Origin of the sequence: Bacillus sp. Au-Bac7 (assembly GCF_021341655.1) — a bacterium.
GTDB lineage: Bacteria > Bacillota > Bacilli > Bacillales > Cytobacillaceae > Niallia.
This window is the reverse complement of sequence record NZ_JAJTTG010000017.1, coordinates 14,496-28,002: the sequence shown is the minus strand read 5'-3', so window position 1 is coordinate 28,002 and position 13,507 is coordinate 14,496. Positions and strand designations below refer to the sequence as shown.

Sequence of the window (13,507 nt, the reverse complement as noted above, 5' to 3'; positions counted from 1 at the left end):
GGCATTTACTCATATAAAAAAAGCTCTGCACTTTTATTTGTTAGAATCAACAATTTTTAGTGCAGGGCTATTTATCAGTTATACACTTTCCTTTTTAGATATATTAATCGAAGCAGGTATTGCTTCCTCGTTATCTGGAGCTTCTTTCAGCAAAGCAAGCTCCAGCACTTGATTAAACGATGCAACTGGGATAATCGTTATACCCGAAATCTCCTTGAGAACAGATTGCATATTCTCTTCAGGGATAATGACAGTGCTGACACCGGCTTTCTGTGCTGCTTTCACTTTTGCAAACACACCGCCGACAGGCTTCACATTTCCATGGATGCTTATTTCGCCCGTCATTGCTACCTTTCTGTCAATCGGTTGTTTATAGATGGCTGAATAAATGCCTGCAGCCATTGAAATCCCTGCCGATGGACCATCTATTGGGACACCACCTGGAAAGTTGACATGGATGTCATATTGGTCTGCTGGAACACCCATTGACCTTAGTACGGTTATGACATTTTCAATCGATCCTTTAGCCATGCTTTTCCGTCTTATTGATTTGCCTTGGCCGCCAATGCTTTCTTCTTCTACAATTCCCGTAATATTGATAGAGCCTTTATCCTTTTCTGCAGGTATAGCAGTCACTTCTATTTCAAGGAGTGCCCCCATATTTGGACCATGTACTGCCAGGCCGTTGACTATACCGACGTGGGATACATCGTTTATCTTACGCTCCATTCTTGGAGAAAGCTGGCTAGAATGGATAACCCATTCTAATTCATCGTCTTTAATGTATGTACGATCACCGCTTATCGCAAGGCCTGCTGATATTTGAATAATATTGACTGCTTCGCGCCCATTGCGTGCATATTCAGCCAATGTTTCTAAGCTTTTCTCGCTAATATCCAATCGCACTTTATCAGCGGCTTTTTTGCCGATTTTTACGACCTCGTCTGCTGTTAATTCACGGAAAAATACTTCCATACATCTGGAACGAATAGCAGGAGGAATTTCATTCGGTGTTCTTGTTGTCGCTCCAATCAGTCTAAAGTCTGCTGGAAGACCATTTTGGAAAATATCATGTATATGTGTTGGGATTTGGGTGTTTTCTTCATTGTAATACGCACTTTCAAGAAACACCTTTCTATCCTCCAGGACTTTGAGGAGCTTGTTCATTTGCGTTGGATGAAGTTCACCTATCTCATCAATAAATAGTACTCCTCCATGGGCATTCGTTACTGCACCTTGCTTAGGTTGAGGAATCCCAGCTTGTCCCATCGCTCCAGCCCCTTGGTATATTGGGTCATGAACTGAACCAATCAGCGGATCGGCAATACCTCTTTCATCAAATCTGGCAGTAGTTGCATCAAGCTCTACAAAAACAGAACTCTTTTTAAAAGGAGATTTTGAATTTCTTTTCGATTCTTCGAGCACAAGCCTCGCTGCAGCTGTCTTCCCGACTCCAGGCGGTCCATATATGATGACATGCTGCGGATTAGGACCACAAAGAGCAGCCTTCAATGCCTTGATGCCATCCTCTTGACCAACAATGTCTTCAAAGCTTGTCGGTCTAACCTTTTCCGATAACGGAGCTGTCAATGAGATAGAACGCATTTTTCTCAGTTGATCCATTTCCTTTTTTGATTCCCGATCAATTGATACTTTTTGTGTTCTTTGACTTTTTAAAAGGTTCCAAAAATACAGACCGATTATGATGCCAAAGAATAGTTGTACAAATAAAGCAATCTCTGTCCAACTCATATTATTACCTCCTGAATTATATCTTGCTGATAGGAAGTAGTATCTCCTTCCCAGAGTTGGAATAAACAAATTTTAATGGAAAAAATCACAGAATTGGTTAGATTATCTTAAAACAAACAAATAAAGGGCTGGCATCCACGGAGGATTCCAGCCCTTAAGTTACAGCTAACTGTTGTTATGCAGATGTTTTCGTTTCTTTATCAACAACTGTTCCGTCTTCTAATACAAGTTTCGGAGCAGCGTTATCCGCGACTGTTTCTTTTGTGATAATGCATTTGACGATATCTTCACGTGAAGGAAGGTCAAACATCACATCAAGCATAATGCCTTCAATGATGGAACGAAGTCCGCGGGCACCTGTTTTTCTTTCAATTGCTTTTTTCGCAATTTCCCTTAGGGCATCCTCTTCGAAGTCCAATTCAACATTATCTAGTTCAAGCATCTTTTTGTACTGTTTCACTAAAGCGTTTTTCGGCTTTGTCAGTATTTCTACAAGCGCCTCTTCATCAAGCTGTCCTAAGCTTGAGATAACAGGAAGACGCCCGATGAATTCCGGAATAAGACCAAAACGAAGCAAGTCTTCCGGAAGTACTTTTGAAAGCAAGTCTTTGTCTTCCACTTCTTCCACTTTCGTTTCTCCGCCAAACCCAATTACCTTTTGACCAAGACGTCTTTTAATGATAGGCTCGATGCCATCAAATGCACCGCCGCAGATGAAAAGGATGTTTGTTGTATCAATTTGGATAAACTCCTGATGCGGATGTTTTCTCCCACCTTGAGGCGGAACACTTGCAACAGTTCCTTCAAGGATTTTCAACAATGCCTGCTGCACACCTTCACCAGAAACATCTCTTGTAATAGACGGGTTTTCTGATTTGCGGGCCACTTTATCAATCTCATCGATATAGATGATTCCTTTTTCTGCTTTTTCCACATCATAATCAGCAGACTGGATTAGCTTTAAAAGAATGTTCTCGACATCTTCCCCAACATAACCAGCTTCTGTTAATGATGTTGCGTCAGCAATTGCGAATGGAACATTCAGAATTCTTGCCAGTGTTTGTGCCAAAAGCGTTTTACCGCTTCCTGTCGGCCCGATCATAGCAATATTACTCTTAGACAGTTCAACATCATCAATTTTGCTGTTGGAATTGATACGTTTATAGTGGTTATATACGGCTACAGATAAGGATTTCTTTGCTTGCTCCTGTCCAATAACATACTCATCAAGTATATCGCGGATTTCTGCAGGCTTCGGAACATCCTTGAACTCCACTTCTTCTTCTGTTCCAAGCTCCTCTTCCACTATCTCTGTACATAATTCAATACATTCATCACATATGTACACACCTGGTCCTGCAACAAGCTTGCGGACTTGGTCCTGTGTCTTTCCACAGAAGGAGCATTTTAATTGACCTTTTTCATCATTAAATTTAAACATGTGTTCACCCCTTAAAACTCTTATATATATGTTTTACCGCACGGATTATAAAGTTAATCATCTATTTATCTTTTTTACAACAGTTATGTATTGCATTGTACCACATTAGCGATTGTACAGGAAATGATACAGCTTGGATAAATCTATCCATGTAATCCATTGCGGTAAAACGTATGTACTTCTTTTAAGCATAACCAGAATTGCCTGCTTTAAGTCTGGAAATATGCCACTCTTTTTATATGTATAAATTCCTGTACAAGAAAAGTGAGGGAATTAAAGTCTTGTGACTTTATTATATGTTGGTTATTACTAATATAAAACTAAGGCACGATACTTCGCGCCTTAGTTATTTTTATCTACTTCTATTATGCAACAGTTTTGCTGTTTTCTACAAGGAAATCGATTGCTTTTCTGATTTTTAGATCCATTTGCAGATTCTCAACGCCGCCTAGTGCTTGTTTAATAGCATCTGTGCTCATGTTGTACATTTCTGCCATTTTATCTAGTTCAGCTGTAACTTCTTCTTCAGAAACGGAAATGTTTTCTGCATTTACGATAGCTTCTAGAGTCAAGTTAACGCGAACACGTTGTCCTGCATCTTCTTTCATTTGTTCTTTAAGTGCAGCTTCGTCTTGACCTGAGAATTGGAAGTAAAGGTCAAGGTTCATTCCTTGCATTTGCAAGCGTTGTTCGAATTCGTTCATCATGCGGTCGATTTCTGTATCAACCATTGCAGATGGGATATCAATTGTAGCATTTGCAGCAGCTTTTTCCACTACAGTGTCACGAACTGCATGTTCAGCTTGATGCTTTCTGTCAGCTTCAAGGCGAGTTTTGATTTTTTCTTTAAGCTCTGCTAATGTTTCTGCTTCAGCATCTACATCTTTAGCGAACTCATCATCTAATTCTGGAAGCTCTTTTCCTTTAATTTCATGAAGAGTTACTTTGAAAGTAGCAGGTTTTCCAGCTAGCTCAGCAGCATGATACTCTTCTGGGAATGATACTTCTACTTCTTTCTTTTCTCCAGCTGCAAGACCAACTAATTGCTCTTCGAAGCCTGGGATGAATTGGCCTGAACCAAGTTCTAATGAGAAGTTTTCAGCAGTGCCGCCTTCGAAAGCAACTCCGTCTTGGAAACCTTCAAAATCGATAACAACTGTATCGCCTAATTCAGCTTTCCCATCTTCTTTAACAACTAATTCAGCTTGTTTTTCTTGCAATGCTTTGATTTCAGCATCTACATCTTCATCTGTAACATTCGTGTCAACAGCTTCTACTTCTAGGCCTTTGTAATCACCTAAAGTAACTTCTGGTTTAACAGTTACAGTTGCTTTGAAGATAAGTGTTTTTCCTTTTTCGATTTGCTCTACATCGATTTCTGGACGATCAACTGGCTCAATGCCTGTTTCATCGATTGCGTTAGCATAAGCTTCAGGCAATAGAATATCGATTGCATCTTGGTATAATGATTCAATACCGAAACGTTGTTCGAACATTCCACGAGGAATTTTCCCTTTACGGAATCCAGGAATATTAACTGTTTTTACTACTTTTTTGAATGCAAGGTCTAAACCTTCGTTTAGCTTTTCAGCATCCAATTCAATTGTTAGAACACCACGGTTCCCTTCTAATGCTTCCCATTTTGCTGACATAACTATATTTCCCTCCAACAATCTATTCTACTTTTCAATACTTCTAACAGTTGTTTAGATAGTACTTTTATTTTAATAGAGAATTTTGATACGAACATCTCCGAATAACTCGGCAGATGTCAGCTCTATATAACTAAAAGCAGGTATCTACTAATGTTATACACGCTCGCATTTTAAGAATGCAACCATTACATTATATCATACGTTCATGTTGTTTCAACATCCAAGCTACATATTAGGATAAGAAATTTCCTCTAATCTATTAATTAGCGCTTTTGCATCTTCCACTTCATCAAAAGAAACATGATAAAGAGTAGGTAAATCCTCTCCCATTTCAGCTCCCATTCCATAGTACTCTTGAACGATAGAATGGTAGGCAGCTGCCCATACAGCACTCGTTTTCCCTTCAAGTGTGAACGGAAAAAGCAGGAAGAAGTGACGTTCAAGCAATGCGTTAATATTCTCGAGCATTACTGGATTCTCATGCTCAAGTTGGTCTTTTAGAACACTCTTGATGTCAACAGCTTGCTTATGGAAACGGATATCGTCCAAACGTTCAGGGACAACAGTCATCTCTCTGCCCAATTTCCTTATACATATCGGTTTGTCATACTCCTGCTCTTTCAGGATATTTAAAAGCATAGACTGGAAAAATGGGTTTGCTTCAAGATTTTCCAAGTATTCATTTATTTCATCTATGTATGGCCGTATATTTGCCTTCTCTAATTTGGCTGCAAGCAGCATCATCTCATTCTGATCATGAATGGCAGACAGTTCAAGCTTGTCTGTGCCTATGTCCTCAAATACATACTCCTCTTCAGCTGTGTCGCTTAATGCTGCCATCCTTCTGCTGAAATCGAGAAGTTTGGAGAAATGCTCCATTTTTCCGGCTGGGATATGTCCGTCCTCAAGCAGTATTTCAATAGTCGACACAATCTCATCATATTCATGGAGCTGAACAAGAATCATCATATATAGATCCAATACTTGCAGGTAATCGCCCTGCCCTTCCTCTAGCATGCTTTTCGCCATTAGTTTGGATTCCCGCAGCATGCCCAGCTCATAATAGCTTAAAACAAGCCCTGTTTTTATCTCACTGTTATCAGGATTGATTTCCATTGCCCTCTCTAAGAAGGAAACAGCCTCCTGGAAATCTCTGTCTTGAACAGCTTCCAAACCTTTTTCTAAATAACGTTGGTCCAAATCAGGGAAAAGGATGATATTGCCTTTTTTGGTCAAATCCCGTTTCTTCATGTCATAACACCCTAATTATTCTATTTTTTGCTAGTTTAGCATGGTTGCGGTTTTTATTGCAACATTGCCTAAAGATTCCAAAAAAGAAAAAGGAGCTTCCTGCGGTGTAAATACCTTGATTCTGCATGCAGCTCCATCTCTGCAATATCAAGCATCCACCGTTCGAAAACTCTTTTTCTGTTATTTCGCTAATTCAAATGTATTAATGTTGTTTTCATATGCTGTAATACTATCCTCATACTGCAAAGTAATTTGGATTTCATCCCAGCCATTAATCAGCATTTTCTTCCAGTATGGATGAATGGAAAATTTAGCGGTAAAGCCGCTTTCATCCTCTACCTGTTCTGCTTCTAAATTTATATGAAGGGTATATGGCTGATGCGCTGCCGCCTTTAACAAGTATTCTACTTCACCTGCTTCGAGCACTATAGGCAGCATGCCGTTCTTCAAGCAATTCTGATAAAAAATATCGGCAAATGACGGTGCAATTACAGCTTGGAAGCCGTAGTCATTCAACGCCCATGGAGCATGCTCCCTAGAAGATCCGCAGCCGAAGTTCTTGTTTGCAACCAAAATAGTCGCCCCTTGATTTTCAGGGAAATTCAACTCAAATTCAGGATTCGGTTCACCATTTTCCTTATAACGCCAGTCAAAGAAAGCAAAGCGTCCAAATCCAGTTTTTTCAATTCTTTTTAAGAATTGTTTAGGGATGATTTGATCTGTGTCCACATTTACACGATCCATCGCCACGGCCTTTCCGGCCAATTTCTTAAAACCGCCCATGGGACGTCCCTCCTTTTTCCTTATACAAGTTCTGCTACATTGCCTTTTCTTATATCGACAAAACGTCCATTCAACGCTGCTGCAGCTGCCATTGCCGGACTGACCAGATGTGTTCTTGCTCCTGCTCCTTGTCGTCCTTCAAAATTACGGTTAGAGGTAGATGCGCAATGCTCTCCACTTGGGACAACATCATTATTCATACTTAAGCACATACTGCAGCCTGCATCTCGCCATTCGAAGCCTGCTTCTGTAAAGATTTTATCCAGACCCTCTTCTTCTGCTTTCTTCTTTACTTGCTGTGAACCTGGTACGACTAATGCACGGACACCCGGATGCACCTTTTGACCGCTAATTACACTTGCTGCCTGACGTAGGTCTTCAATTCTAGAATTTGTGCAGGAACCGATGAAAACATGCTGGATTGCAATATCTTTAATGTTTTGTCCTTCTTTAAGTCCCATATAGTGAAGGGCACTCTTTAAAGCACGGCGGTCTGTTTCATCTGCAAAATCATTCTCTGTCGGGATTCTGTCATCAACTTTCGCTGTCATAGACGGGTTTGTTCCCCAGCTTACCATTGGTGCGATATCACTGCCGTCTATTTCAATGACATGATCATAAACAGCATCTTCATCTGACACTATTTCCTCCCACGCTTTTACTGCCTCTTCAAAGTTTTCAGGAGCATATTTTCTGCCTCGCAAATAGCTGAATGTTGTTTCGTCCGGACATACCAACCCAGCTCTTGCTCCGCCTTCAATGGACATATTGCAAATAGTCATTCTTTCTTCCATGCTTAAATTTCTGATAACCTCACCAGTATATTCAATAACATGACCTGTTCCAAAGTTTACTCCATGCTTGGAAAGAACATACAAAATGACATCCTTAGCGTTAACACCTTCAGCCAATTTACCGTTCACTTCTACTTTTAGAGTTTTCGGCTTTGTTTGCCATAAAGTTTGTGTCGCCAATACATGCTCTACCTCACTTGTGCCAATTCCGAATGCTAATGCACCGAATGCACCATGTGTTGATGTATGGCTGTCACCGCAAACAATCGTTTTTCCTGGCTGTGTAAGTCCTAACTCTGGACCAATGACATGGACAATACCTTGTTCGGGACTCTCCAAGTTTGCCAAGGGAACATTAAATTCAAGGCAGTTCTTTTCCAATGTTGTCATTTGATTCAATGCTACTTCATCATCCACTTTAAAGCGATTGATTGTTGGAACATTATGGTCCATTGTAGCAAAGGTGCGATCTGGTCTGCGGACTTTGCGGTTTTTCATCCTAAGCCCTGAAAATGCCTGTGGTGATGTCACTTCATGCACTAAATGAAGATCGATGTACAGCAGATCCGGTTTTCCCTCTTCCCGATGAACAATATGCTTTTCCCAGATTTTTTCAATAATGGACTTGCCCATTATGGTCCTCCCCTTTCTTTCGACTTTTTTCTTCTATATAATATTATCCTTTGTATCTCTCCAATTTTCTTACCATTCTCTCTATTTATCTTACTTCAACTGTTTGTAGGGTTTTAATAATTTCCGCTTTTACTTGCTCCACCATTTGTGAAGTAGTAAGCAATGTAGTATCTGCAGATAGAATATCCTTCGTCCGGTAGCCTTGTGTCAGCACTTGGTCTACTGCATCTTCGATAGCCTGCGCTTCCTGCTCCATATGAAAAGACAGACGGAGCATCATTGCTGCAGACAAGATGGTTGCCAAGGGATTAGCAATATTCTGTCCAGCGATATCCGGAGCCGAACCGTGAATTGGTTCATAAAGGGATGGACCAGCTTGTGAAATACTCGCAGATGCAAGCATTCCCAATGATCCTGTCAACACACTTGCCTCATCACTTAATATATCTCCAAACATATTTTCCGTGACTACTACATCGAACTGTCTTGGATTGCTGATAAGCTGCATCGCTGCATTATCTACGAGCATATGCTCAAGCTTAATTTCAGGATATTTCGCTGCCATCTCATTCGCACACTCTCTCCAAAGTCTGCTTGACTCTAGCACGTTTGCCTTATCAACAGAGGTAACCTTTTTAGATCTAGTTTTCGCTATTTCAAATGCCTTTTCTAAAACGCGGTCGATTTCTTCTTTTGTATAAAGGAGTGTATCAACAGCTCCTGGTTCTCCGTTAATTGATCTTCTTTCACTAGGAGTACCAAAATAAATACCGCCAGTCAGTTCTCTAACCATGATTAAGTCAACATTTTCAATGACATCCTGGCGCAGCGGAGAAGCAGCTGCTAAACTCTCAAAATATTTAGTTGGTCTTAAATTAGCAAAAAGGTTCAGCTCTTTCCTGATGCGAAGCAGACCTTGTTCTGGTCTTTGGGAAACAGGGAGATTATCCCACTTCGGACCACCAACTGCTCCAAGCATAATGGCATCACTAGATTTGCAGAGGGAAATCGTTGCGTCTGACAACGGAGTTCCTTCTTGTTCAAAGGCACAGCCGCCAATATTAGCATATTCATACTCAAATGAGTGACCAAATTTTTCTTCTATTACTTGCAAGACGTCAATTGCACCTTGGATGATCTCTGGTCCGATACCATCTCCCGGCAATACGGCAATTTTCTTCTTCATATATTGCGACCTCCTAGCCCATGGATGAACAGCCAGTGTTTGTTTTTTTGTAGAGAACGGTCCAGGGAATGAACCCTGCACCGTCTTTGTTTATGCTCAACTTAGAGCAAAACCAGTATAAATTTAGGTTTTACTTTTGGCCGCTGCCAACCACTTCTTTTTTACGTGAGCTTTTTACAAACGGCATCATTGAACGAAGTTCTTTGCCGACTTTCTCAATCAAATGCTCGCTTTCTCTAGCATTAATTGCATTAAACTCCGGTCTGTTCGCTTGGTTTTCTAAGATCCAGCCTTTTGCAAACTTCCCTTCTTGGATGTCTGTCAATACAGCTTTCATTTCTTTCTTCACATCTTCTGTCACGATTCTTGGTCCTGTAACAAAATCGCCCCATTGTGCAGTATCTGAGATAGAGTATCTCATTCCAGCCATTCCATCTTCATACATCAAGTCAACAATCAATTTCAGCTCGTGTAAACACTCAAAGTATGCTAATTCAGGCTGGTAACCAGCTTCTACCAATGTTTCGAAACCAGCTTTTACTAGTGCAGTCAAACCACCGCATAATACTGCTTGCTCACCAAACAAATCTGTTTCTGTTTCTTCTTTAAATGTTGTTTCCAAAGCTCCAGCGCGCAATGATCCGATTGCTTTTGCGTAAGCTAATGCAAGCTCTCTAGCTTCACCAGTTACATCTTGGTAGATGGCAAATAATGCAGGTACTCCAGCTTCTTGTTCAAACGTTCTTCTTACTAAGTGACCTGGGCCTTTTGGCGCTACCAACAATACATCGCTGGAAGATGGCGGTACGATTTGGCTGAAATGAATATTGAAGCCGTGTGCAAACATCAATGCTTGATTTGTTAAGTTCGGTTTAATTTCTTCATTATAAACCTTTGTTTGCTGCTCATCTGGAAGCAAAATCATAACAACATCCGCTTTTGCTGTCGCTTCGCCTACTGAATATACATCAAAGCCGTCCTCTGCTGCTTTATCCCATGATTTTCCTTGTCGTAAGCCGATGATAACATTTACTCCGCTGTCCTTCATATTTAAAGCATGTGCATGGCCTTGGGATCCATATCCAATTACAGCAACTGTTTTTCCTTCAAAATATCCTAAGCTTGCATCTCCGTTATAGTACATTTTCGCCATTTTAAATTTCTCCCTTATTAGTAGATTTGTTTTTATATAAATTTAATTAAACAATAGAGTAATGGTTTCTTTGACTAGTGTTTTTCTGAGAACCACGAGGGAATGCCGTTGTTCCTGTTCTGGCAATTTCTTTAATTCCATATGGTCTTATCAACTCAATGAATGCTTCAACCTTTGATGATTCGCCGGTTATCTGGATGACAAGGCTCTCTTTGCTCACATCAATTACAGATGCCCGGAAAGGTTCAATCAAGGAGTAAAGCTCATTTCGTGTTGAAGGCGTCGCAAGCACCTTAATTAGCGCAAGCTCCCTTTCAACGATAGCCTGGTCTGTAATATCAACGACCTTTAAAATATCGACTTGTTTGTTGAGCTGTTTCGTCACCTGTTCAATGACTCCTTCACTATCAACATGCACAACACATGTGATTCTTGAGACGCCTTCCTGCTCTGTATGACCCACAGAAATACTTTCAATATTATAGTTTCTCTTCGAAAATAGATTAGTAATCCGGTTTAAAACACCTGATTTATTCAGCACTGTTAAACTGATTATTCTTTTCATGGCTTCATCCCTACCATTTCGTGTAAACCTTTGCCTGGAGCAATCATTGGATAAACATTTTCATTTGGATCAATGCGGAAGTCTAAAACAACCGGCTCCCTGTCATGAAGCACTTCATCCAATATCTTGTCAGCATCCTCCACATTCGAAATTTGATACCCTTTAATTCCATATGCTTCAGCAAGCTTAACAAAGGATGGCTGAACTGATTCTTTACTGTGAGAGAATCGTGATTCATAAAAGAACTCCTGCCATTGTCTTACCATTCCTAATGCCTGGTTATTGAAAATGATAATTTTGATTGGCAAATTCAACTCCCTAATAAGAGCCAATTCCTGACTGCACATTTGAAAGCCGCCGTCACCGCTGATTGAAAGGACTGTTGCATCCTTATCGGCAATTTGCGCGCCGATACTTGACGGCAATCCGAAGCCCATTGTTCCTAGTCCGCCTGAAGTTACCCATTTGTTAGGGTCTTTAAAGCGGTAGTACTGAGCTGCCCACATTTGATGCTGGCCAACATCTGTTGTTACAATTGCCTCGCCGTTTGTTTTCTCATGAAGAAGTTCAAGCACCTGCTGTGGTTTTAACTTGTCGGAATTTTCGTAATAATAAGGATAGTCTTTTTTCCAATTTTCAATCTTTTCTAACCAGTCTTTATGCTCGGATTGCTTACCATTTTGGCTGATCAGCTCTGTTAAAGCCTCTTTTGCATCTGCAACAACAGGTATTTTTGTCGGGATGATTTTGCCAATTTCAGCTGGATCAATATCAATATGGGCCTTGATTGCATTTGGTGCAAAATGCTGCAAGTTACCCGTTAAACGGTCATCAAATCTCGCACCGACATTTATGAGCAAGTCACACTCATATAAAGCCATGTTTGCTGCATAACAGCCATGCATTCCACCCATTCCAACAAACAAGGAATTATCAGCAGGCAGCCCTCCTAAGCCAAGCAATGTGTGAACAACCGGTATTTGCTGCTGCTCAGCATAGCTTTTTAGCTCTTCTGACGCCTTAGAAAAGATAACACCTGCGCCAGCTAGGATAACTGGTTTTTTTGCTGAACTGACAGCCTCAGTCAGCTTTCGGATTTGCAGATAATTCGGCTTTGTTGTAGGCTGATAACCCGGCAAGTCCACTTCCTGCTCCCTCGGTTCCTCGGCCACAGTTGCAGCAATGTCTTTCGGCACATCGATAAGCACTGGACCTGGTCTTCCGCTTGTTGCGATATAAAAAGCTTCCTTTACAATTTTCGGAATGTCTTCCAAGTTTCTGATTTGGCAATTATATTTTGTAATCGGTGTTGTTATCCCAAGAATATCTGCTTCTTGGAAAGCATCTGTCCCGATTACTCCTGTAGCTACCTGTCCTGTAAAAACAACGAGTGGCAACGAATCCATCATTGCATCAGCAAGGCCTGTTACTATATTTGTAGCACCAGGTCCTGATGTAGCAATCACAACACCTGGTTTTCCAGAGATACGTGCATAGCCTTCGGCTGCGTGTATTCCGCCTTGTTCATGTCTAGGAAGAACATGAAATATTTTCGAGTCATATATTTTGTCATAAATAGGAAGTACTGCTCCTCCTGGATAGCCAAAAATACATTCCACATTTTCTTTTTCCAAAGCTTGCAGCAAAAGATCTGCCCCAGTTAATGGCTTCGTTTTAGCCTTCGTCTCTTCAAAGGCGGTTTTCTGTATCATCAATATAACCTCCTTATTAAAGTGGTTCCTTTTCTCCAATGATCAAACAGCGCGATTACGATGTTACAACAGCTAAAATAGACCTATATCATAAAAAAAGCCTTCACACCCCCAATGTATACTTTATAAGTAGACAAAGGGGTGAAAAGGCCATTTCAGCTTTCCACGGTACCACCCTCATTCATACATGAAACACATGTATGCACTCAATGAACAGTTCGTTCGTTTTTGGTAACGAGTGGCGTGTCACTCGGTCAGCTCTACTTCACTTTGTGTTTCAAGCTAACACTCAGAGGTGAGTTCATTTCTAATCGGCTTCACCGGTTCTCAGCAACCACCGGCTCTCTGTGGAATCCCAAAATTAGAAACTACTTATCCTCATCATCGTATTTTTCATTATCTTTTATTTAGGCTATTAGGATTTTTCTTAAACAGCATTTCAAATGGTTTCAACAAAGTTCAAAGCTGTATTTATCAGCTCCGTTTTGCTTTTGTTGAGGTTATCTTACGCCGATTTGAAACAAGAGTCAACACCCTTTTTAAGAATTGTTCGATAATTCAAACAAAAAATAATACTCAGTA

Annotated in this window: 10 protein-coding genes and 1 other annotated feature; all 10 genes read right to left on the bottom strand. The window is 40.6% G+C overall.

The window, feature by feature from the left end:
• Positions 1 to 78: 78 nt before the first annotated feature.
• Positions 79 to 1,752, bottom strand: a complete 1,674-nt coding sequence (lonB, locus tag LXM54_RS24240; protein WP_233318327.1) for an ATP-dependent protease LonB — start codon at positions 1,750 to 1,752, stop codon at positions 79 to 81.
• Between the two features lie 175 nt (positions 1,753 to 1,927).
• The gene (clpX, locus tag LXM54_RS24235; protein WP_233318325.1) at positions 1,928 to 3,193 is read right to left on the bottom strand and encodes an ATP-dependent protease ATP-binding subunit ClpX; all 1,266 of its coding nucleotides are present in this window, start codon (positions 3,191 to 3,193) and stop codon (positions 1,928 to 1,930) included.
• A 365-nt stretch (positions 3,194 to 3,558) separates the two neighbouring features.
• The gene (gene tig / locus LXM54_RS24230; RefSeq protein WP_233318323.1) at positions 3,559 to 4,845 is read right to left on the bottom strand and encodes a trigger factor; all 1,287 of its coding nucleotides are present in this window, start codon (positions 4,843 to 4,845) and stop codon (positions 3,559 to 3,561) included.
• Positions 4,846 to 5,073: 228 nt separating this feature from the next.
• Positions 5,074 to 6,099, bottom strand: coding sequence for a tetratricopeptide repeat protein (locus LXM54_RS24225; protein ID WP_233318321.1), 1,026 nt, complete (start codon positions 6,097 to 6,099; stop codon positions 5,074 to 5,076).
• A 180-nt stretch (positions 6,100 to 6,279) separates the two neighbouring features.
• Positions 6,280 to 6,882, bottom strand: a complete 603-nt coding sequence (leuD, locus tag LXM54_RS24220) for a 3-isopropylmalate dehydratase small subunit (protein WP_233318319.1) — start codon at positions 6,880 to 6,882, stop codon at positions 6,280 to 6,282.
• A 20-nt stretch (positions 6,883 to 6,902) separates the two neighbouring features.
• Positions 6,903 to 8,309 (bottom strand): 3-isopropylmalate dehydratase large subunit, encoded by a 1,407-nt coding sequence (gene leuC / locus LXM54_RS24215; protein WP_233318317.1) that lies wholly within the window; start codon positions 8,307 to 8,309, stop codon positions 6,903 to 6,905.
• Between the two features lie 85 nt (positions 8,310 to 8,394).
• Entirely contained in the window at positions 8,395 to 9,495 is a 1,101-nt protein-coding gene (leuB, locus tag LXM54_RS24210; RefSeq protein ID WP_233318315.1) for a 3-isopropylmalate dehydrogenase, read from the bottom strand.
• Between the two features lie 130 nt (positions 9,496 to 9,625).
• A complete protein-coding gene (gene ilvC, locus LXM54_RS24205) occupies positions 9,626 to 10,648 on the bottom strand; it encodes a ketol-acid reductoisomerase (protein ID WP_233318313.1) in 1,023 nt (340 codons plus the stop codon).
• Between the two features lie 46 nt (positions 10,649 to 10,694).
• Positions 10,695 to 11,213, bottom strand: coding sequence for an acetolactate synthase small subunit (gene ilvN, locus LXM54_RS24200; RefSeq protein ID WP_233318311.1), 519 nt, complete (start codon positions 11,211 to 11,213; stop codon positions 10,695 to 10,697).
• Positions 11,210 to 12,925, bottom strand: a complete 1,716-nt coding sequence (gene ilvB / locus LXM54_RS24195; RefSeq protein ID WP_233318302.1) for an acetolactate synthase large subunit — start codon at positions 12,923 to 12,925, stop codon at positions 11,210 to 11,212. Before ilvB ends, ilvN begins: the two co-directional genes overlap by 4 nt.
• A 134-nt stretch (positions 12,926 to 13,059) precedes the next feature.
• Positions 13,060 to 13,319, bottom strand: a binding site (T-box leader).
• Positions 13,320 to 13,507: the final 188 nt, after the last annotated feature.

Bases quoted from the DNA above. Each gene is read 5' to 3' on its own strand.
- leuD (WP_233318319.1), bottom strand. From the start codon at position 6,882: ATGGGCGGTTTTAAGAAATTGGCCGGAAAGGCCGTGGCGATGGATCGT.
- tig (WP_233318323.1), bottom strand. From the start codon at position 4,845: ATGTCAGCAAAATGGGAAGCATTAGAAGGGAACCGTGGTGTTCTAACA.
- ilvN (WP_233318311.1), bottom strand. From the start codon at position 11,213: ATGAAAAGAATAATCAGTTTAACAGTGCTGAATAAATCAGGTGTTTTA.
- ilvB (WP_233318302.1), bottom strand. From the start codon at position 12,925: ATGATACAGAAAACCGCCTTTGAAGAGACGAAGGCTAAAACGAAGCCA.
- leuC (WP_233318317.1), bottom strand. From the start codon at position 8,309: ATGGGCAAGTCCATTATTGAAAAAATCTGGGAAAAGCATATTGTTCAT.
- lonB (WP_233318327.1), bottom strand. From the start codon at position 1,752: ATGAGTTGGACAGAGATTGCTTTATTTGTACAACTATTCTTTGGCATC.
- leuB (WP_233318315.1), bottom strand. From the start codon at position 9,495: ATGAAGAAGAAAATTGCCGTATTGCCGGGAGATGGTATCGGACCAGAG.
- LXM54_RS24225 (WP_233318321.1), bottom strand. From the start codon at position 6,099: ATGAAGAAACGGGATTTGACCAAAAAAGGCAATATCATCCTTTTCCCT.
- ilvC (WP_233318313.1), bottom strand. From the start codon at position 10,648: ATGGCGAAAATGTACTATAACGGAGATGCAAGCTTAGGATATTTTGAA.
- clpX (WP_233318325.1), bottom strand. From the start codon at position 3,193: ATGTTTAAATTTAATGATGAAAAAGGTCAATTAAAATGCTCCTTCTGT.